This window comes from Pseudomonas lactucae, assembly GCF_016937615.1.
Classification (GTDB): Bacteria; Pseudomonadota; Gammaproteobacteria; order Pseudomonadales; family Pseudomonadaceae; genus Aquipseudomonas; species Aquipseudomonas lactucae.
This window is the reverse complement of sequence record NZ_JAFHKI010000203.1, coordinates 1-20000: the sequence shown is the minus strand read 5'-3', so window position 1 is coordinate 20000 and position 20000 is coordinate 1. Positions and strand designations below refer to the sequence as shown.

Annotated in this window: 16 protein-coding genes, 2 pseudogenes and 1 riboswitch; of the genes and pseudogenes, 11 read left to right on the top strand and 7 right to left on the bottom strand. The window is 61.6% G+C overall.

Features of this window, described 5'->3' with window-relative positions; translation table 11 throughout:
• Positions 1-14 precede the first annotated feature (14 nt).
• The 7 genes from JWR98_RS27825 to purM form a co-directional block, all read right to left on the bottom strand.
• Positions 15-2135 (bottom strand): TonB-dependent receptor, encoded by a 2121-nt coding sequence (locus JWR98_RS27825; protein WP_205491763.1) that lies wholly within the window; start codon positions 2133-2135, stop codon positions 15-17.
• Complete coding sequence (locus JWR98_RS27820) at positions 2132-3358, bottom strand: MFS transporter (protein WP_205491762.1); 1227 nt, start codon at positions 3356-3358, stop codon at positions 2132-2134. Before JWR98_RS27820 ends, JWR98_RS27825 begins: the two co-directional genes overlap by 4 nt.
• Positions 3348-5273, bottom strand: a complete 1926-nt coding sequence (locus tag JWR98_RS27815; RefSeq protein WP_205491760.1) for an IucA/IucC family protein — start codon at positions 5271-5273, stop codon at positions 3348-3350. The genes JWR98_RS27820 and JWR98_RS27815 overlap by 11 nt, the downstream gene beginning before the upstream one ends.
• A gap of 384 nt (positions 5274-5657) precedes the next feature.
• A complete protein-coding gene (locus tag JWR98_RS27810) occupies positions 5658-5846 on the bottom strand; it encodes a hypothetical protein (protein WP_003175379.1) in 189 nt (62 codons plus the stop codon).
• A 215-nt stretch (positions 5847-6061) separates the two neighbouring features.
• The gene (locus tag JWR98_RS27805) at positions 6062-6775 is read right to left on the bottom strand and encodes a DUF3108 domain-containing protein (RefSeq protein WP_078734150.1); all 714 of its coding nucleotides are present in this window, start codon (positions 6773-6775) and stop codon (positions 6062-6064) included.
• A gap of 8 nt (positions 6776-6783) precedes the next feature.
• On the bottom strand, positions 6784-7434 hold the full coding sequence (purN, locus tag JWR98_RS27800; protein WP_078825619.1) for a phosphoribosylglycinamide formyltransferase: 651 nt from the start codon (positions 7432-7434) through the stop codon (positions 6784-6786).
• Positions 7434-8492 (bottom strand): phosphoribosylformylglycinamidine cyclo-ligase, encoded by a 1059-nt coding sequence (gene purM, locus JWR98_RS27795; RefSeq protein ID WP_205491758.1) that lies wholly within the window; start codon positions 8490-8492, stop codon positions 7434-7436. The genes purN and purM overlap by 1 nt, the downstream gene beginning before the upstream one ends.
• A 356-nt stretch (positions 8493-8848) precedes the next feature.
• Between purM and JWR98_RS27790 the strand changes: the two genes are divergently transcribed.
• The 11 genes and pseudogenes from JWR98_RS27790 (at position 8849) to JWR98_RS27740 (ending at position 19768) form a co-directional block, all read left to right on the top strand.
• A complete protein-coding gene (locus JWR98_RS27790) occupies positions 8849-9886 on the top strand; it encodes a DUF2066 domain-containing protein (RefSeq protein ID WP_205491756.1) in 1038 nt (345 codons plus the stop codon).
• A 38-nt stretch (positions 9887-9924) separates the two neighbouring features.
• The gene (locus JWR98_RS27785; protein WP_003175374.1) at positions 9925-10998 is read left to right on the top strand and encodes an AI-2E family transporter; all 1074 of its coding nucleotides are present in this window, start codon (positions 9925-9927) and stop codon (positions 10996-10998) included.
• Positions 10999-11201: 203 nt separating this feature from the next.
• Complete coding sequence (gene hda, locus JWR98_RS27780; protein ID WP_078734147.1) at positions 11202-11906, top strand: DnaA regulatory inactivator Hda; 705 nt, start codon at positions 11202-11204, stop codon at positions 11904-11906.
• Positions 11907-12115: 209 nt separating this feature from the next.
• Complete coding sequence (locus tag JWR98_RS27775; protein ID WP_003175372.1) at positions 12116-12745, top strand: C40 family peptidase; 630 nt, start codon at positions 12116-12118, stop codon at positions 12743-12745.
• A 144-nt stretch (positions 12746-12889) separates the two neighbouring features.
• Positions 12890-13429 carry a C40 family peptidase gene (locus JWR98_RS27770; protein ID WP_078734146.1) on the top strand — a complete coding sequence of 180 codons (540 nt, stop codon included), beginning with the start codon at positions 12890-12892 and terminating at the stop codon, positions 13427-13429.
• A gap of 97 nt (positions 13430-13526) precedes the next feature.
• Positions 13527-13772, top strand: a riboswitch (cobalamin riboswitch).
• Positions 13773-13851: 79 nt separating this feature from the next.
• Positions 13852-14462: pseudogene (cobO, locus tag JWR98_RS27765) on the top strand (cob(I)yrinic acid a,c-diamide adenosyltransferase).
• Positions 14459-15787 (top strand): cobyrinic acid a,c-diamide synthase CobB, encoded by a 1329-nt coding sequence (locus tag JWR98_RS27760; protein WP_078734144.1) that lies wholly within the window; start codon positions 14459-14461, stop codon positions 15785-15787. Before cobO ends, JWR98_RS27760 begins: the two are co-directional and overlap by 4 nt.
• Entirely contained in the window at positions 15784-16434 is a 651-nt protein-coding gene (bluB, locus tag JWR98_RS27755; RefSeq protein ID WP_078734143.1) for a 5,6-dimethylbenzimidazole synthase, read from the top strand. Before JWR98_RS27760 ends, bluB begins: the two co-directional genes overlap by 4 nt.
• On the top strand, positions 16431-17339 hold the full coding sequence (cbiB, locus tag JWR98_RS27750) for an adenosylcobinamide-phosphate synthase CbiB (protein WP_205491754.1): 909 nt from the start codon (positions 16431-16433) through the stop codon (positions 17337-17339). The genes bluB and cbiB overlap by 4 nt, the downstream gene beginning before the upstream one ends.
• Complete coding sequence (cobD, locus tag JWR98_RS27745; RefSeq protein ID WP_078734141.1) at positions 17332-18321, top strand: threonine-phosphate decarboxylase CobD; 990 nt, start codon at positions 17332-17334, stop codon at positions 18319-18321. Before cbiB ends, cobD begins: the two co-directional genes overlap by 8 nt.
• A pseudogene (locus JWR98_RS27740) lies at positions 18318-19768 on the top strand (cobyric acid synthase). The gene cobD and the pseudogene JWR98_RS27740 overlap by 4 nt, the downstream one beginning before the upstream one ends.
• Positions 19769-20000 lie beyond the last annotated feature (232 nt).

The window sequence follows — 20000 nt, the reverse complement described above, 5'->3', positions numbered from 1 at the left end:
CGGTGCGTCGGCTGTCACCAATCCACAGCGTAACTCAGGCTGAAGGTACGACCTTCGGCATTCGGGTACGGCGCGCGCGCATTGGCTTGGGCAAACATGTTCTGGTAGTTGCGGTTGGTGAGGTTGTACACCGCACCTTCCAGGCGACCTACCGGCAACCTCACCGAACCCAATAGGTCAGCGAGTGTGTAGCCTTTGATGTCGCGGCCGTTGTTGTCCTTGAACGCGGCGTCGTAATCATCCAGGCGCATGCCTTGCAAACGCAGGCTGTAGTCGCCACGGTCATAGCCGATAAACGCAGTGGTCTTGGCCGGAGCAATGCGGGTGGCGGGCAAATCGATCCATTTGCCGTTCTGCTTGGTTTCGCCCTTGGCGTAAGCATAGGTGCCACCGACTGACCATTCGTCTGTGAAGTTATAGGTCAGGCTGGTCTCAACGCCACGCACGCGCTCTTTCTGGCTGATCAAGCGCAGCACGCGGTCATTGGCATCGTAGAACTGCGTAACGTCGGAGGTGTTTTCATACGCGGTGACATTGGCGACCCACTTGTCCCAGTTGCCACGCCAGCCCAGCTCGTAGCTGTCGACCTTCAACGCCTGGGCATTGAGGTCTTGAATGTTGTACGTGCTGTTGACGTCCCGCAGGAAACGCTGGATGTCGGGCAGCGAAAACCCCTGGCTGAAGTTGATGAACACGTCCTGGTTTTCACTCAGGTGATACACCGCGCCGAGGTTGTAGAGCGTGTCGTCGTATTTGAGCGTACCGCCCGGCAGTGTCGCGCGGTTGCCTGTCTGGACGATCTCGCCGTAAGCGATGCTGTCGTCGACCTTGCTTTCGATCCATTCGCGGCGTACGCCGCCGCGCAGGGTCCAGTCACCGATGTCGTACGACAGCTGGCCGAAGATCGCCTTGGTAGTGGTCTGGATATCCGGGCCCAGCTCGAAGGTGGTGCCGGTCTTGGTGTAGGTCAGGCCGTTGACCCGGTATTGGTCGCCGCGCTGGCGCGAGGTTTCGTGATCATAGTCGGCGCCCCATACCAGGTTGCCGGTCGCCGGGCCGATGTCCGGCATCTGTGTATCGATCGCTGCGCGCAAGCCGTACACATCCTGCACGCTGTTATTGTCCGAAATTCCGGCCCGGCCACGGGACAGGTCCGGGAAGAACAACGCATCTGCGCGTCGCCAGTAGCTTTCGACCTGCAGGCCCTGGCCGTAGAAATCCTTGTCGGTGTAGTTGAGGTTGACGGCCTGATTGTGCGTGGAGGGCTGGTCGTCCAAGTCCAGACCTTTCACGGCGACGGCTTGGCTGGTGATGCGCGAGTTCTTGGTGTAACGGGTGTCTTGTTCGTCCTTGTAGTCTTGCAGCGACAGGCTGATCTTTTTGTCGTCATCCAGCTCGTAACCAAAGCGACCTTGCAGGTCGTAGGTGTCGGTGTCCATGTTGCTGCCCTGGGACGTATCCTGGGGAATGCGCTTGCCGTTGCCGTCGAACTGGTCGTTGCGTTGCACGGTGTTGCCCGACACATACCAGTCCAGAGGGCCCTGGCGGCCGGTTGCACTCTGGAATGCCTGATAGGCAAAGCCCTTGTGGCTGAGGTTGTTGCCGGCCGTCATGCCGATCTTGCTGCTAAACGCCAGGTCTTCACCTTTGTTGCGCTTGGTGATGATGTTAATGATGCCGCCCGATGCGCCGGCACCGTAGACACTGCTGGCGCCGGAGATCACTTCGATGCGTTCGATGCTCTCCGGTGCCACGCTGTTGAGCTGGCGGAAGTTGTCGCGTGTGGCGTTCTGGGACACGCCGTCGATCAGGATCAATGTGTTACGCCCGCGCAGCGTCTGGCCGAAGTTGCTCATGCCGCCGCTGGAAGGCGCGATGCCGGGCACCAATTGGCCGAGGATATCCGCGACTCTGCGTCCGGCGCCTGCCTGCTGGCGCAATTGCTCTTCGCTGATTACCTGTACGGAGCCGGGGATCGCCGCGATGCTGGTTTCATTGCGCGTGGCCGATACCACCGTGGCCTGAAGCTGCAGGTTGGTAGGCGCCGGCTGCGTTTCATCCGGCGTGTCGGCCCAGGCCGGCGCGCTTATGGCGCCAAGAAAGGGCAACAGAAGTGCCAAGTGTGGTGTGTTCATGATCTTGCCTTTGAGTTATTAGATGTATTGACAGAAAAACCGTACGTCCCTGGCGTACGGGTGAACGAACGGATCGCCCGGATACCCACGGCGGCCATGACATAGGTCAGCGCCACCAGCCAGAAGCTGTGCGCCAGGCCGACCATTGCCATGCCCACGCCGCCGATCAAGGCGCCGCAGAGTGCGCCGGCTTTCGCGGCGCTGTTGCCCAAGCCCAGGGCAAACCCTTGCTGGCTGGGCGTGACGGTATTGGCGATCAACGTGTACGCCACCGGCAATAACGCCCCTTGCCACACGCCCCACAGCAATCGACTGGCGAGGAACCCCAACCATTCGCCAGCCAGTGCGGTGCAAGCCAGCGTCAAGGCGCAGCACCACGTCACCCATTCGATGATGCGCAGCGTGTGCGCCGGTGGGTGCCGGTCAAACAGGCGGCCCCACAGTGGCGCGGACAAGGCCAGGGTGAGGGCGCTGGCGGCATAGCTGGCACCGATCAACCAGGCGGGCGCATGCAACACATCGGCGACGTACAGGGCGTAAAACGGTTGAGGCATCATCTTGGCGGCCTGAATCAGCACGATGATCCCCAGCATCGCGCCGATCCAGCCTTTGGGCAGGGCAGCGGATAGGGTTGCGCGTGCAGGTCGTGTTCGCGGTGCATCGCTCGGCAGCAATGCACTGATGACTGCGCAGAGCAGGCACACTGCCGTGGCGCTGTAGCACAACAATGCGAACCCTGAGAGGTCCATCAGCCAGCCGCCAAGAACCGGCCCGGCCAGCGAACCCATGGCCGTGGCCGATTGCAGGCGCGCCAATATATGCCCGCGCCCGCCATCGCCGCAGCAGGCCAGCGCATAGGCCTGGGCCGCCGCGATGAAGCCGGCCAGCGCGCCCTGTGCCACGCGTATCGCCACCAGCAGCCAAGGATCGAGCGTGATTGCTGCCAGCGCCTGGCATACCGCCAGCGCCAGCAGCGCGCGGATAATCATCGGCTTGTGGCCGGTGCGGTCACCCAGTCGCCCCCACAGGGGCGTCAGGACCATCGCCGCCATCAGCGGCCCGGCGTATACCAGGGACGACAGCAGGCCGGTGTACTGGGCGTTGGCGCTGCCGAGCAGCGTCTGGATCTGCAGGGGCCAGAACGGGCCGCTCATCTCCATGGCACCCATCGACACCAGCTGGATTACCACCAGCAGCCGCAGGGCCGTGTGGTCAACCGGCATTGGCGGTCACGCTGAGCGGGTTTGGCAGGCGCCCGACGATATCGGCATGACTGTCCAGCAGGCGCATGCGCATAAACGACTTGGCCGGCCACGCCTGCTCCAGCAGGGCGGCGCGCTCGGTCTGCCAGCGTTGTGGCTCGACGTGGCTGCGCAGGTCGTCGAAACATTGGCTGACCTGAGCCGACAGGTCATCCCAAAGCAGCGTCTGCGGAATATCGAAGTGACGTGCGCTGAGCAGCACCAACTCGCCCAGGTGGCACATGAACACCGTGTGCAAAAGCTTGTCGCGCACGAAGCTTGCGTCGTCGTACAGCGTCATGTCGGGATCGTGCAGTTCGATAGCCAGGCCTTGGGCGTGCAGGGTCTTGCGGTCGATTCGGATGTCGCCGAAGTCGCGCAATAACAGGCGGTTCAGCTGCCCGTGCGCGGCCATGACCATGAAGGAGTTCTGCTGATGGGCTTCGAATGCGACGCCATAACGCAGGTACATCCCCAGCAACGCCGGCACGGTGATCGCGGCATAGTCGCGGAAAAAACCGCGCATGGCATCCGCGTCTTCCCGGCCTTGGCTCAGGCGAACCCATTGGCGCAGCAGCGGTTGAGCGTGTTGGTCGGTGGCAAACAGACTGCCGACCGGTACGGCCATTTCGCCCGGTTGGAGCAGGCTCAGCGGGCTGTCACGGTAGAGCACGGCCAAGTGGCGCGAGTGTTCGTCATTGGCCGGTTGCGGTTTGAAATGCACACCGATCCGTTCCGGCACGATACTGAGGAGGTTACTGATCGAAGGCTCGCGTGCAAGGATCGTCAACAGTAATTGGCTGATACGCGGCCCCATGCGCGCCGAGCGCGGAGAAACGGTGCGCTGCACGCTGGTCAGGCGCAATGAAACCGGCAGCTTGACCATCGGCGCGTCACGGCGGCCGTCGGGCAATACGGTCCTGAACGACATGGTGGGGTGCGCCGTGAACGCAACGATGTCCGTGAGAACCACCAACCGATCACCGATTTCATTGGCGAACAGCTGCGGTAATTCCTGGCGGGCCTGCCAGGGATGCACTGGAAGCGGCAGGTAGTCGCCGGCATCAAGCCCTTGCGCGTTCAGTTCGGCGGTCAATTGTCGGGCCGCCTGGGGAAAGTGGTGTTGCCACCATTGCCAATAATCCGCAGTCCCGCCCAGTGCTTCGACGTGTGCGAACTGGTGGTGCAACGCCCATACGTAAACGGGAAAGCGCGCTTCGAATTCCGGCGAGAACTCGACCAATTGGTCGGTACTTAATCCCAGTTTGGTCTTGTAATTGGGATGCCAGGGATGCCCCAGCGTGCCCCATTGTTCGAGGACTGAGGTGCAGTTGCCGACCTCGGGGTCGTCCTGGAGGTGGCTCAGCAGGTTGCCTTGATGTGCCGGGTCCATGGCGGCGTGCAGGTTAAGCGTCCATTGTCGATGAAACGCCAGGCACAAGGTGTCGTTCACGAAGCTGTCGTCTATCTCGGTGTTCAGGCGACTCAAGACATCGGGTTCGGCCGGGGTTTCGAATGAGCAATTAAGCAACGTCAACAGTTGTGATGGGAACTGCAGTTTCAGTTCGGGCGTATTCGCACTTAGCAGTGTGACGCGCCCACGCAACTCCCAGCTGGACATGCGACCTGGATGCAAGTGATCGAAACGCAAGCGGGATTGATCGGGCAGTGTCAGCCAGCACCGGCCATGGTCGTCATAGGTGCGCGTGGCGGGGTCAAGCAACTCCTCGCGGAACAAGGCTTGGATCAAGCGTTGAAAGCTACGCTCGGCAGCGGTTTGCAGGGTGTTGACAAGCACATCGAGGGTGACGTGTTTGGCCTGGAACTGCGCAGTGGAAAGCGCCTGGCTCCAACGGTCGAGAAGGGCTTGTTCCGGCGTTCCGCTGTGTCCGTTCATCGCGTCGAATTCCTTATTCGGGGGCACTGAGTTGAAAACGCCGCGATATTATCGAGAATCATTATCAAATGTCTATTTTTCGTTACTGGCTCGTCTCCGAGTATTCGGTTATCAGGCGGCAGCCGGCGGTTTAAACGGGAATTCGGAGGACGGTTGAGCGGACGACACTCACGGTAAACCCTCTAGAACAGGCTATTTCCGTGGGGGGGAAGCGCGGTTTGTAATATTTTTTCCGTGGCTTTTGTAGGATGTATCTGTTTTTACACCTTCATCGCGAGAGAGCAAAAAAGCAGGTGTTATGAAACTGAAAACCCCGCTCGAAAGGCGGGGTTTGGATGGGCGGCGCCGCGTGGGATCAGCGGCGGCGCAATAATTTTCAGCGTATCAGGAGCTTTGTGCCTGGCGTTTCATCTCAAGCGATTCAAGCTCGTTTTTATAATTATGAGCATCGCTCTCGTTGTGAAACATGCCGACCAGCAAGTCTTGTTGGTGTACATCCCAGATGTGAATCCCATGGCCCAAGGCTTCGTGGGACATATGTTCGTCGTCGCGTTCAGTCACTTTTACAGTCATCTGCTTGCTCCAATCTCTGGTGGGTCTGCGGCAAGTCGTCGCAGGCCTTTTTTATACGGTTTGTTAGCTTGCTAAGTAAACCGCTTTGGCGGTTTATGACAGAAGTTTCATGTTGGTCTCAGGCCTTGTATTGGTTCTAGACGCTTCAAGGCAAAATATTCAGACGAAAAAAAGCCCCGCATTCAGCGAGGCTCCCGTTCAGCTCATCTGCGCAATCAGCTGCCTTTGACGGCCTTACCGTCAACGGTACCGTCCTGCAGCATGATGTTGTATTCCTTGCCATCGGTTTCCACCTGGCGCAGGGCAACCAGAATGCCGCCCTGGTCCTTGGCAAACCACATCTGGGTGATGCGTTTGCTCTGCGACGGGTCACGCACGCGCTCGACCTTGATCGCGTCGATCGAGCCGACCTTGGTCTGGACTTTTTCCGGGCCTATCACGCGAAAGTCGTAGGTGTCGACATCAGTGCCTTCGACGACACGGTAGCTCATGCTCTTCTTGCCGGCCGCCACGTCACGCTGAAGGGCGAGCTGGTAGGTCGACTTGTCGAGCATGCCACTTTCGAGGGTGACGTTGACCGCGTCCTTGTTTTCAAACCCGGTGACTTTCTTCGCCGTCTGGTCGAAGTCCAGGTTGACCTTCTTGGCCTTGCCCAGGCCGCCGCGTTCGAAGGTGTAGCTCTTCGGTTGCAGGGTGTCCTTGTCAAACAGGATCACGCTGGTTTCGGTCAAGCTGGCGATCATCATGGAGGCCTTGAAATTCAAGGTCCAGGTGCCGTCGCCGTTCTTGGTCAGGCTGCGTTCAGCCGAACCACTCATGGGCAACTGTTTCCAGTCGGCGGTATAGCTGGCGGAGAAAGGGTGAAGGTCTGCCGCTTGCACGGCAGGCAAGGCAAACAGAGCAAAAGCGAAGAGCAAGGCGCGACGCATAAAATCTCCTAGGTTCGAATCAAGTGGCCGCTGGCCCCGAGTAACTGACCGTCCAATAATGCACCCTGGTCACCAAGAATCAATCGCCCCTCGGCAAACCAGCGCACGGCCAGCGGGTAAATCCTGTGTTCCTGGGTATGAACCCGTTGCGCAAGCGTCTGCGCCGAGTCGTCAGACTCTACCGGAACTACTGCCTGTACGACCAGAGGGCCGCCATCGAGTTCCTCGGTGACGAAGTGCACACTGCAGCCGTGCTCGCTGTCACCGGCATCGAGTGCCCGTTGGTGCGTGTGCATGCCTTTGTATTTGGGCAGCAGGGAAGGGTGGATATTCAGCAGGCGTCCGTCATAGTGCCTGACGAAATCCGCGCTGAGGATGCGCATGAAACCGGCCAGTACCACGAGCTTTGGCTTGAAGGCGTCGATCAGTTCGATCAAGGCGGCATCGAAGGCCTCGCGACCTTCGAAAGCCTTGTGATCCAGCGAGCGGGTTTCGATACCCGCATCCCTGGCGCGTTGCAGGCCGTAGGCGTCGCTGCGGTTGGAGATCACCGCTGCGATGCGCACCGGGCTGTCGCCGGTGCGCGTGCTGTCGATGAGGGCCTGCAAGTTACTGCCGGTGCCGGAGAGCAGCACCACGACATCACAGGTCGGAGACATTAATGAGCCTTGAGGTTCTTCAGTTCAACCTGAGCCGCGCCTTCTGGGGCGGTGGCGATCTGACCGATGACCCATGGCTGCTCGCCGGCTTCACGCAATACGTTCAGCGCGGTTTCCACGTGCTCTTGCGCCACGCAGATGACCATGCCCACGCCGCAGTTCAGCACGCGGTGCATCTCGGTTTCGTTGACGTTGCCTTTTTCTTGCAGCCAGTCGAAGACCGCAGGGCGCTGCCAGCTGGCCACGTCGACAATCGCCTGGGCGCCTTTTGGCAGCACGCGGGGAATGTTGTCCAGCAGGCCGCCGCCGGTGATGTGGGCCATGGCCTTGACCGCGCCAGTGTCCTTGATCAGCTTGAGCAGTGGCTTGACGTAGATGCGGGTCGGGGCCATCAGCAGGTCGGTCAGTGGCTTGCCATCGAGCTGGATGTTCTCGATGTCGGCACCGGACACTTCGATGACCTTGCGGATCAGCGAGTAGCCGTTGGAGTGCGGGCCGGACGATGGCAGGGCGAGCAGGGCGTCGCCGGCGGCCACTTTGGAGCCGTCGATGATGTCGGCTTTCTCGACGACGCCGACGCAGAAACCGGCCAGGTCGTAGTCTTCGCCTTCGTACATGCCTGGCATTTCAGCGGTTTCGCCGCCGACCAGGGAGCAACCCGACAGTTCGCAACCCGCGCCGATGCCGGTCACTACCTGGGTAGCGGTCTCGACGTTGAGCTTGCCGGTGGCGTAGTAGTCGAGGAAGAACAACGGCTCGGCGCCGCATACCACCAGGTCGTTGACGCACATGGCCACCAGGTCGATGCCGATGCTGTCGTGCTTGTTCAGGTTCAGGGCCAGGCGCAGCTTGGTGCCCACGCCGTCGGTGCCGGAAACCAGTACAGGCTGTTTGTAGCCGGCCGGGATTTCGCAGAGGGCGCCAAAACCGCCCAGGCCGCCCATGACTTCGGGGCGCGCAGTGCGCTTGGCGACGCTCTTGATGCGTTCGACCAATGCTTCACCGGCGTCGATGTCTACACCGGCGTCCTTGTAGCTCAGGGAGGGTTGCTTGCTCATGATCCAGGCCTTTAGGGGGGATTTCTGGGTAACGACCGAGTGGGCAGGCGCTTTTGGTAAAAGGCCCAGCCGTTGACGGTCTGCGAAGGCGCGCGATTTTATCAGGCTTGAGGGGCAGCGGCCATCCTCGGGCCGACGGGCAGGGCCATATAGCTTAAAAAAGCGCGTTAAAAAAATGCTAATCGGCTCTGCTTCGGGCCGTATTAAGGTATAGCCTTGAACCCGCTATCGTGATGACGGCGCGAAAACTTACCGAGGCCCTGTGAATGTTTTGTCGGTCGCCATGGTCACAGCCTTGGCAAACCGAGTTCATCCGGTCTGTTCCAGCCGCTAAATTTGTCGTTCGGGAATCTTCCATGCGTCTGTGTAAATTCTTCTTTGTGGGCTGCTTGTCGTTGGTCAGCCTGGCGAGTCATGCCGAAACCCTCAATGGCCTGTATCAAGTACTTGAACCGGTTGGCAGCCAATCGCTGCAAGAGCGCGACCAGGCCACCCAGCGAGCGCTGCAGACGCTGGTGATCCGCCTGACCGGCGATGCCAAGGCCGCCGAAGGCCCGGGCCTGGCGGCGATTCGCAAGGACCCGCAGCAGATCATCACCCAATATGGTTACGACGCCGGCCCGCCCGAGAGCCTGCAAGTGGATTTCGACCCGGTCAGCACCGACCGCGCCCTGCGTGATGCGGGCCTGTCGATCTGGGGCAGCAATCGGCCCTCGATCCTCGGCTGGTGGCTGAACGACTCCACCGAGGGCAGTAGCCTGGTCGGCGATGGTCAGACCGTTGCGCAAGCCCTGCGCCGTGCGGCGCAACACCGTGGTTTGCCGTTGCGCCTGCCGCTGGGTGATCTGGACGAACAGGTCGTCGCCACCGCGCCGAACCTGGAAAGCGCCGACGCTACGCCACTGCGCGCCGCCTCCGAGCGCTATGGCGCCGACGCCTTGCTGGCGGTGCATGCCCGCCAGGAAGGCAGCCAATGGCAAGCCAAATGGCGCCTGTGGCTGGGTGACAAAAGCGAGCAGGGCAGCGTGCTAGGCGCCGACACCGGGGCGGTGGCCGACGCGGTGATGCTGGCGATCAGCCAAAAGCTGGCGCCGCGTTTTGCGGTCAAGCCCGGTGTGAGCACCGAACAATTGCTGGAAGTGCAGGGGATGACCCTGGAGCGCTATGCGGCGCTGGGGCATTTGCTTGAGCCGTTTGGTGGCCAGCCGCTACGGGTCGAGGGTGATCGCATCGTGTATCGCGTCAATGGCAGCGCCGATCAGTTGCGCACCCAGTTGAGCCTGGCCAGGTTGCAGGAGATCCCTGCGGGCGAGCCTGCGCCGCAACCGGTAGCGGAAGGCACGCAACCGCCCGCCGCCCCTGAGCCGCAGGCGCAACTGCGGTTTCGTTGGTAACAGCTCTTCCTTATATAGATAGAAGCATGGAGTGATGTATGGCGGATACGCGTCGTTGGGTGTGGCTTGGCGGGATCGTCCTGCTGTGCGTTTTTGTGTTCTTGCTGCATTCGATCCTGACGCCGTTCCTGGTTGCGTTGCTGCTGGCCTATCTGTTCGATCCGGTGGTGGATCGCCTGGAGAAAGCCGGGCTGTCGCGCACCTTGGGCGTGGTTGCGGTGTTCGCGCTGTTCACCTTGATCATCACTGCATTGGTGCTGGTGCTGGTGCCAATGCTGGCCAAGCAATTGTTTCGCCTGTATGAGCTGGCGCCGCAGATGCTCGACTGGCTGCAACACACGGCCATGCCGTGGGCCCAGGCCAAGCTGGGGTTGTCGGACGGCTTCTGGAAGTTTGACAAGGTCAAGGCCGCGATCAGCGAGCATATGGGACAGACCACCGACATTGTCGGCGTGATCCTCAGTCAGGCCACGGCCTCCAGCCTGGCGCTGATCGGTTGGCTGACCAACCTGGTGCTGATCCCGGTGGTGGCGTTCTACCTGCTGCGCGACTGGGACATCATGATGGCCAAGATCCGCAGTCTGCTGCCGCGTGATCGTGAGGAGCGCATTGTGTCCCTGGCGGGCGAGTGCCATGAAGTGCTGGGTGCTTTCGTGCGGGGTCAGTTGTTGGTGATGCTGGCCTTGGGGATCATCTATGCCGCCGGCTTGATGGCGATTGGCCTGGAGCTGGGCCTGTTGATCGGCCTGATCGCAGGGTTGGCCGCCATCGTGCCGTACATGGGGTTTGTGATTGGTATCGGTGCGGCGCTGGTGGCCGGGCTGTTCCAGTTTGGCGGCGACCTGTACCCTATGCTGGGCATCGTCGCAGTGTTCATGGTTGGCCAGGCCCTTGAAGGCATGGTGCTCACGCCACTGCTGGTGGGGGACCGGATTGGCCTGCACCCGGTGGCGGTGATCTTTGCGATCCTGGCGGGCGGTGAGCTGTTCGGCTTTACCGGTATCCTGTTGGCGCTGCCGGTGGCGGCGGTGATCATGGTGCTGGTGCGCCATATGCACGATCTGTACAAGGATTCGGATGTGTATACCGGGGTTGAAGACCCCGATCTGTAATCGTGTTGTCACAGACCCGGCCCAGGCCGGGTTTGTCGTTTCGTGCGCCGGGTGCTCCAAACAAGCCGGGTAAACCTGCAAGTTAACGCAAACCTTTGATTTTGCTTGTGGTCTGCCGCATTGTGCACCCGGCTTCACGGGTATAAACTTTGCAAACTTTTCACAGAGGCCACTAACGGTTCGATGGGAGCCGTTCAGTCAGCATGAAACCGATTCAGCTGCCCTTGGGTGTGCGTCTGCGTGACGACGCCACCTTCATCAATTACTACCCAGGCGCCAATGCCGCTGCACTCGGCTATGTCGAGCGGCTCTGCGAAGCCGACGCCGGGTGGACCGAAAGCCTGATCTATCTGTGGGGCAAGCAGGGCGTGGGGCGTACCCACCTGTTGCAGGCCGCATGCCTGCGCTTCGAACAAATGGGCGAGCCGGCGGTGTACCTGCCGTTGGCTGAGTTGATGGATCGCGGTATCGGCATCTTCGACCAGCTCGAGCAATACGAGCTGGTGTGCCTGGATGACCTGCAGGCGATTGCCGGCAAGGCGGACTGGGAAGAAGCGTTGTTTCACCTGTTCAACCGTTTGCGCGACAGCGGCCGGCGCCTGTTGATCGCTGCCGCTACCTCGCCGCGGGAACTGCCGATCAAGCTGGCCGACCTCAAGTCGCGCCTGACCCTGGCGCTGATCTTCCAGATGCGCCCATTGTCCGACGAAGACAAATTGCGTGCCCTGCAATTGCGTGCCTCCCGTCGTGGCCTGCACCTCACCGACGAAGTCGGGCACTTTATCCTCACCCGTGGTACTCGCAGCATGAGCGCCTTGTTCGATTTGCTTGAGCAGCTCGATCAGGCCTCTTTGCAGGCGCAACGAAAATTGACGATACCTTTTCTCAAAGAGACGTTGGGTTGGTAAGGCGTTGATCTGTCACGATTCGGCAATTTCCAGGCGCCAGGAAACCCGCGTCTGAGCCGGGCCGGCTACGCATTTACGTCATTAATTGGAATTAGGGCTTAGATGTCACGGTCCAATCGCGAAGTCACATGGAGCGCGATTGAATTTGCAAATCGATCTGATAGAGGGCATAGTCTCGTCTTCTTTACATACCAGCCACGGTCGTGCCCATGCTAAATCGCTTCGCACCCCTCGTGCCTCTCGCACTCGTTACCCTGTTGTTTGGTTGCGCCTCCCACCCTCAACAGGTGGCTGAGCAGCAGAAGCCTCAACAACAGTCCCAGGCAAAATTCGTCGCTGCGCAGTCTGCTTCCGTTTATGAGGAAGAGCTGGCAACCGAGAAAGAATTGGCCGATTTCTCCGGCAACAAGCCTTATCAGTTGCCTGTTCTGGCCGACAGCATCCTTGAACGCGGCATGTCCCTGATCGGTACCCGTTACCGTTTCGGCGGTACCTCCGAAGCCGGTTTCGATTGCAGCGGCTTTATCGGTTATCTGTTTCGCGAAGAAGCCGGCATGAACCTGCCACGCTCGACGCGCGAAATGATCAACGTGAATGCACCGTTGGTCGCACGAAACAACCTCAAGCCCGGTGATCTGCTTTTCTTCAGTACTGCAGGCCGTGGTCGCGTCAGTCACGCCGGTATCTACCTGGGTGACAACCAGTTTATCCACTCCAGCAGCCGTCGCAGTGGCGGTGTACGAGTCGACAACCTGGGTGACAGCTACTGGAGCAAAACCTTCATCGAAGCCAAGCGTGCACTCGCGATGGCCCCGACCACGGTTACCGCCAGCAAGTAAACTTAAAGTGATACTTGAAGTTTGACGTGTAAGCGCTAGAATCCCTGGACATTGTTGTAATCCGTTCGCGCGAGCTTTGCTTGCGCGTTCTGGTTTTCAGCGTTCGGCAGCGAAAGCCGCATCCAGTCCAGGATTGTTCTGCACATGTCGACCTCGGCCCGCCTGTTTCTATTCGTTTGCGCCGCGCTCCTCAGCGCCTGCGCCAGCCGCACACCGCCGCCCGCGCCTGTCGCGGTCAAGCCCAGGCCGGTGTTCAACTATTCCACCCAGAATTTTTCGCCGGCTGCCGAAGACGTACTCTTTCGCGCGCTGGGTCTGGTCGGCACGCCTTACCGTTGGGGTGGCAATACACCGGACTCCGGGTTTGATTGCAGCGGCCTGATTGGCTTCGTCTACCGTGATGCCGCCGGCATTTCCTTGCCACGCACCACCCGTGAACTGATCGTGATGCGCGCCCAGGATGTGAGTGAGCAGAACCTGCAAACGGGCGACTTGCTGTTCTTCGCCACCGGCGGTGGTTCACAGGTCAGCCATGCCGGCATCTACGTGGGCGAAGGGCGTTTCGTGCATGCACCGCAAACCGGCGGCACGGTCAAGCTGGATACCCTGTCCAAGGCGTATTGGCAGAATGCCTACTTGAGCGCCAAGCGCGTATTGCCGGGCAATCTGGCGCGTAATCCTTAAAAGCAGCGGCAAGTTGCGAGCTTAAAGCGGCAAGACGGCGCAACGCCTGCTTGCCGCTTTAGGCTTGAAGCTTGCGGCTAGCCCTCCAACCCTCTAACCTTCGCCGCTTGTTCCAGGTGCTCTGTGGCCCACGGGTCGACAGAGTGAAACAGGGAAGCCGGTGAGTGAGCGCGCTTGTACACAGCGCCGCCGCGATTCCGGCGCTGCCCCCGCAACGGTAAATGAGTCAAGACGCTGCCTTTTGCCACTGTATCGCTCGCGATATGGGAAGGCGCAGCGTCGGTCTGTTCGCTTCAGAACGCCGCTCATGAGCCCGGAGACCGGCCTGGATCAATCAACAGCATCACGGTGGGCGATGCTTGGCTGTTTGTGTTTCTTTTTTCCTGCCCGCCGTTTTTGTCCAGCCCCAACGGAGAGCTGCCATGACCGATACCCCCGACCGCGACGAACGCCACCTGGCGCGCATGCTGCGCAAAAAAGCCGTGATCGACGAGCGCATCGCCAACTCTCCCAATGAATGCGGATTGCTGCTGGTGCTCACCGGCAACGGCAAGGGCAAGAGCAGCTCGGCGTTCGGCATGCTGGCCCGGGCATGGGGCACGGTATGCAGTGCGGCGTGGTGCAGTTCATCAAGGGACGTAACAGTACCGGCGAAGAGCTGTTCTTCCGCCGTTTCCCCGAGCAAGTGCGCTTCCATGTCATGGGCGAGGGCTTTACGTGGGAAACCCAGGACCGCCAGCGCGACATCGCCGCCGCCGAGGCCGCCTGGGCCGTGTCGCGCCAATTGCTGCAAGACCCGTCCATTGGCCTGGTGGTGCTGGATGAGCTGAATATCGCCCTCAAGCACGGCTACCTAGACCTCGACCAGGTCCTCGGTGACCTGCAGGCCCGCCCGCCGATGCAACACGTGGTGGTTACGGGGCGTGGCGCCAAGCCTGAATTGATTGAAATGGGCGATACCGTCACCGAAATGGGCATGCTCAAGCACGCGTTCCAGGCCGGTATCAAGGCACAGAAGGGCGTCGAACTTTGAATCAGCCCCGTCAGTGCCCCGCCGTATTGATTGCCGCACCGGCATCCGGCCAGGGCAAGACCACCGTCACCGCCGCGCTCGCCCGCTTGCACCGCAACCTGGGGCGTAAGGTGCGCGTGTTCAAATGCGGCCCGGATTTCCTGGACCCGATGATCCACGAGCGCGCCAGCGGTGCACCGGTGTATCAGTTGGACATGTGGATGGTGGGCGAGCAGGAAAGTCGCCGCCTGCTGTGGGAAGCGGCGGGGGAGGCCGACCTGATCCTGATCGAAGGCGTGATGGGCCTGTTCGACGGCACGCCATCCAGCGCCGACCTGGCGCGGCACTTCGGCGTGCCGGTGCTGGGTGTGATCGACGGCACCGCCATGGCCCAGACCTTTGGCGCGCTGGCGTTGGGCCTGGCGCGCTACCAGCCCGACTTGCCGTTCGCCGGCGTACTGGCCAACCGCGTCGGCACCTTGCGCCATGCGCAGTTGCTCGAAGGCAGCCTCACCGAAGGCCTGCGCTGGTACGGCGCGTTGTCCCGCGAGACCGGGATCGAACTGCCCAGTCGCCACCTGGGCCTGGTGCAGGCCAGTGAACTCAATGACCTCGATGTGCGCCTGGACGCCGCCGCCCAGGCCCTGGGCAGCAGTTGCGAGGTCGCGCTGCCACCACCGGTGACCTTCGCCGCACCGCAAGTGATCGAGGCCGAGCCGTTGCTGGCCGGTGTGCGCATCGCGGTCGCTCGTGACGAAGCGTTCGCCTTCACCTACGGTGCCAGCCTCGATCTGTTACGGGCCATGGGCGCCGAGCTGAAGTTCTTTTCGCCGATCCACGATAGCCAATTGCCTGACACCGATAGCCTGTATTTGCCCGGTGGCTACCCGGAACTGCACCATCAAGCGCTGTCGGAAAATACCCCGATGCTCGCTGCGATCCGCGCCCATCACGCCGCCGGTAAGCCGCTGCTCGCTGAATGTGGCGGCATGCTCTATCTGCTGGATTCGCTCACCGATGTCGACGGCAACCGCGCCGAACTGCTCGGCCTTTTACAGGGCGATGCGGTGATGCAAAAGAAACTCGCGGCCCTGGCCTTGCAAAGCGTCGAGTTGCCGGAAGGCGTGTTGCGTGGGCACACGTATCACCATTCCCTGACCAGCACCGAGTGCCAGCCGATTGCCCGTGGCCTGAGCCCGAACGGTGGGCGTGGTGCCGAAGCGGTCTTCCGGCAAGGGCGGATGACGGCCTCTTATGTGCACTTCTATTTCCCGTCAAATCCGACTGCGGTAGCCGCCTTGTTTGCACCCAATGTGGGAGGGGGCTTGCCCCCGATAGGGCCATGACCGACTACGCCTTCCCCCAGGCCGACCGCGACGCCGTCTACCGTGCCATCGCCGAACGCCGTGACATGCGCCACTTCAGCGGCGGCACCGTGGCCCCCGAGTTGCTGCACCGTCTGCTCCAGGCCGCGCACCAGGCGCCCAGTGTCGGCTTGATGCAACCATGGCGTTTCATTCGCATCAGCGACCGTCACCTGCGTGGGCAAATCCAGCAACTGGTGGAAGAAGAACGCGTGCGTACCGCCGAGGCGTTGGGCGAGCGCTCCGATGAATTCATGAAGCTCAAGGTCGAGGGCATCCACGACTGTGCCGAAGTGCTGGTGGCAGCGTTGATGGAGGGGCGCGAGCGGCATATCTTCGGTCGCCGCACCTTGCCGGAAATGGACATGGCTTCGCTGTCCTGTGCGATCCAGAATCTATGGCTGGCGGCCCGCGCCGAAGGCCTGGGCATGGGCTGGGTGTCGTTGTTCGAGCCTGAGGCCCTGGCCGACCTGCTGGGCTTGCCGCCCGGCGCCAAACCCCTGGCCGTGCTGTGCCTGGGGCCGGTGACCGAATTTTATCCGGCACCGATGTTGCAGCTCGAAGGCTGGACCGAACCGCGGCCGCTGAGTGACATGTTGTACGAGAATACCTGGGGAGTGAGTCAATGAGTGTGGCCTTGCTGTGTGTCGCCGCGGTGGCGCTGGATGCGCTGCTGGGTGAGCCCAGGCGCTGGCATCCGCTGGTGGCGTTCGGCAATTTTGCCGGGCGTATCGAGCAACGCTTCAACAGCGGTGGCCGTGGCTGGCGCAGCCATGGCGTGACGGCGTGGTTTATCGCCGTGGTGCCGTTGACCCTGCTGGCCACTGCGCTGTCGTGGGCGCCCTATATTGGCTGGGCGTTGGAGATTCTGGCCTTGTACTGTGCCCTCGGCATGCGCAGCCTCGGTGAACACGTGATCCCGGTAGCGCAGGCGCTGCGCAGCGATGACCTGGAGCAAGCGCGCCGACGCGTGAGCTACCTGGTGAGCCGCCAGACCAGTGAGCTGGACAGCACCGAAGTGGCCCGCGCCGCCACCGAATCGGTGCTGGAAAACGGCAGTGATGCGGTGTTTGCCGCGTTGTTCTGGTTCGTCGTTGCTGGCGTACCGGGTGTGGTGCTCTACCGCTTGAGCAATACGCTTGACGCCATGTGGGGCTATCGTAATGAGCGCTTCGAGCGATTTGGCTGGGCGGCGGCGAAAATCGACGACGTACTGAACTACATTCCCGCACGCCTGGTGGCCTTGACCTACGCGTTGTTGGGCAACACCGCGCTGGCCCTCAAATGCTGGCGCACCCAGGGGCCGACATGGGACAGCCCCAACGCAGGGCCGGTGATGGCGTCCGGGGCCGGCGCACTGGGTGTCGAACTGGGCGGCGCGGCGATTTATCACGGTGAGCTGCATCAGCGCCCGCCGTTGGGCGAAGGCCCGGCGGCGGATGCCGATGCTATCGAGCGGGGCTGGCAACTGGTGCAGCGCGGCGTCTGGTTGTGGCTGCTGATCTTATGCGCGGGGGCGCAATTCTATGCTTGAGCACGGTGGTCGGCTGCGCAAGGCGTCCGTTCAGTACGGGATTGCCGAGGCCAATTGGCTGGATCTCTCCAGTGGCCTTGCGCCTTGGCCCTGGCCGATTCCCGAGATCCCGCTACGTGCCTGGGCGCGCCTGCCGGAAACCGACGATGGCCTGGAGCAGGCCGCCAGCGAGTATTACGGCGCGGCGCATGTATTGCCGGTGCCCGGTTCTCAGGCGGCGATCCAATTACTGCCGCGCCTGCGCCGTGCAGGCAAAGTCGGCGTGTTATCGCCATGCTACGCCGAGCACGCCGAAGCCTGGCGCCGCGCCGGTTATGTGGTGCGCGAAGTGCAGGAGCAGGAAGTCGACTTCTTCCTCGATGGCCTCGATGTGCTGGTGGTGGTCAACCCCAACAACCCCACCGGCCTGAGCCTCAGCCCACAACGCCTGCTGGACTGGCACACGCGGCTGGCCCAGCGCGGCGGCTGGCTGGTGGTGGACGAAGCGTTTATGGACGTGACCCCGCAATTGAGCCTGGCGAGCCAGGCCCATCAGGTTGGCCTGATTGTACTGCGCTCGTTCGGCAAGTTTTTCGGCCTGGCGGGTGTACGCCTGGGCTTTGTGCTGGCCGAGCGACGGCTGCTCAAGTTGCTCGCTGAACAGGTCGGGCCGTGGGCGGTCAGTGGGCCGACGCGGGTGGTCGGCCAAGCGTGCCTGCGCGACAGCGCCGGCCATGCGCGTCAGCGCGCGCGTTGCCTTGAGGCTGGCCGGCGCTTGTTTGAATTGCTGCAGCGCCATGGCTTTCAACCTCAGGGCGGCTGCGCCCTGTTCCAGTGGCTGATTACCCCGCACGCCGAACGCATGCACGAATTCATGGCCCAGCGCGGCATTCTGCTGCGCCTGTTTGTACACGACAGCAGCCTGCGCTTCGGCCTGCCCGACACCGAGGCCGATTGGCTGCGCCTGCACGAGGCCTTGGGCGCCTATAAGGACGCTGCATGAGTACGCTGATGGTGCAAGGCACCACCTCCGACGCGGGCAAAAGTACCCTGGTGACCGCATTGTGCCGCTGGCTGGTACGCCAAGGCGTGGCGGTGGCACCGTTCAAACCGCAGAACATGGCGCTCAACAGCGCGGTGACGGCCGAAGGCGGCGAAATCGGCCGCGCCCAGGCCGTGCAGGCCCAGGCCGCCAACCTGGCGCCCCATACCGATATGAACCCGGTGCTGCTCAAACCCAACAGTGATACCGGCTCCCAAGTGATCATCCATGGCCGCGCGGTCACCAGCATGAACGCCGTGGCCTATCACGATTACAAAGCCATCGCGATGCAAGCGGTGCTGGCGTCCCACACGCGCTTGAGCGAAACCTACCCGGTGGTGATGGTGGAGGGCGCGGGATCGCCCGCGGAGATCAACCTGCGTGCCAATGACATCGCTAACATGGGCTTCGCCGAGGCGGTGGATTGCCCGGTGTTGTTGATCGCCGATATCAACCGTGGCGGGGTGTTCGCCCATTTGGTCGGCACGCTGGAGTTGCTCTCGCCCAGCGAACAGGCGCGGGTCAAAGGTTTCATCATCAACCGTTTTCGCGGTGATATCGCCCTGCTGCAGCCGGGCCTGGATTGGCTGGAAGCGCGCACCGGCAAACCGGTAGTGGGCGTATTGCCATATGTGATGGACCTGCACCTGGAAGCCGAGGACGGCATTGACCGGCGCCAGATCGACAAGGCGGCGCAGGTGCTCAAGGTGGTGGTGCCGGTGTTGCCGCGCATCAGCAACCATACGGATTTCGACCCGCTGCGCCTGCATCCCCAGGTGGATTTGCAATTTATCGGGCCGGGCCAACCGATTCCCGCCGCCGACCTGATCATCCTGCCGGGCTCGAAAAGCGTGCGCAGCGATCTGGCGTATTTGCGCGCCAATGCCTGGGACACTGCCGTGGCGCGGCATTTGCGTTATGGCGGCAAGGTGCTCGGCATTTGCGGCGGCTGCAGATGCTTGGCGAGCAGGTGCACGACCCGTTGGGCCTGGAAGGGCCGGCGGGTTCCAGCGCCGGCCTGGGCCTGCTGGCGTTCAGCACCACGCTGGAAGAAGAAAAACAGCTGCGCAATGTACGCGGACGCTTGTTGCTGGAGGATGCCGAGGTCAGCGGCTATGAGATCCATGCCGGCGTGACATCGGGCGCAGCGTTATCGAACGCGGCCGTGCAACTGGATGACGGCCGTACTGACGGCGCCCGCAGTGCCGACGGGCAGATCTTCGGCACTTATCTGCACGGCCTGTTCGAAACCCCGGCCGCGTGCAGCGCTTTGTTGCGCTGGGCGGGACTGCGGGACGTGCAGGAGGTGGATTACCACGCCCTGCGCGAGCGCGACATTGAGCGGTTGGCGGATTTGGTGGAGAACCATTTGGATACGGATTTATTGCGCAGGTTGTGTGGGGTTTGATTAGGAGCAGGGCGTCTGTGACGACCGGACAGCTGGCGGACATCTACCTGATACACCGCGATCTAAATGTGGGAGGGGCGGTGCGACGATTAGACTTGCTCCCGATGGCGGCCTTACAGCCGACCAGGATGTTGGATCAGATCGAGTACATATCCGTTTCTGCGGTAACGGCTGCTATTGGTTCCGCTTTTACAGCGGGTCACTTTTGGAAAAGCGCCAAAAGTAACCAAAA

Bases quoted from the DNA above. Each gene is read 5' to 3' on its own strand.
- JWR98_RS27825 (WP_205491763.1), bottom strand. From the start codon at position 2,135: ATGAACACACCACACTTGGCACTTCTGTTGCCCTTTCTTGGCGCCATA.
- JWR98_RS27820 (WP_205491762.1), bottom strand. From the start codon at position 3,358: ATGCCGGTTGACCACACGGCCCTGCGGCTGCTGGTGGTAATCCAGCTG.
- JWR98_RS27815 (WP_205491760.1), bottom strand. From the start codon at position 5,273: ATGAACGGACACAGCGGAACGCCGGAACAAGCCCTTCTCGACCGTTGG.
- JWR98_RS27810 (WP_003175379.1), bottom strand. From the start codon at position 5,846: ATGACTGTAAAAGTGACTGAACGCGACGACGAACATATGTCCCACGAA.
- JWR98_RS27805 (WP_078734150.1), bottom strand. From the start codon at position 6,775: ATGCGTCGCGCCTTGCTCTTCGCTTTTGCTCTGTTTGCCTTGCCTGCC.
- purN (WP_078825619.1), bottom strand. From the start codon at position 7,434: ATGTCTCCGACCTGTGATGTCGTGGTGCTGCTCTCCGGCACCGGCAGT.
- purM (WP_205491758.1), bottom strand. From the start codon at position 8,492: ATGAGCAAGCAACCCTCCCTGAGCTACAAGGACGCCGGTGTAGACATC.
- JWR98_RS27790 (WP_205491756.1), top strand. From the start codon at position 8,849: ATGCGTCTGTGTAAATTCTTCTTTGTGGGCTGCTTGTCGTTGGTCAGC.
- JWR98_RS27785 (WP_003175374.1), top strand. From the start codon at position 9,925: ATGGCGGATACGCGTCGTTGGGTGTGGCTTGGCGGGATCGTCCTGCTG.
- hda (WP_078734147.1), top strand. From the start codon at position 11,202: ATGAAACCGATTCAGCTGCCCTTGGGTGTGCGTCTGCGTGACGACGCC.
- JWR98_RS27775 (WP_003175372.1), top strand. From the start codon at position 12,116: ATGCTAAATCGCTTCGCACCCCTCGTGCCTCTCGCACTCGTTACCCTG.
- JWR98_RS27770 (WP_078734146.1), top strand. From the start codon at position 12,890: ATGTCGACCTCGGCCCGCCTGTTTCTATTCGTTTGCGCCGCGCTCCTC.
- bluB (WP_078734143.1), top strand. From the start codon at position 15,784: ATGACCGACTACGCCTTCCCCCAGGCCGACCGCGACGCCGTCTACCGT.
- cbiB (WP_205491754.1), top strand. From the start codon at position 16,431: ATGAGTGTGGCCTTGCTGTGTGTCGCCGCGGTGGCGCTGGATGCGCTG.
- cobD (WP_078734141.1), top strand. From the start codon at position 17,332: ATGCTTGAGCACGGTGGTCGGCTGCGCAAGGCGTCCGTTCAGTACGGG.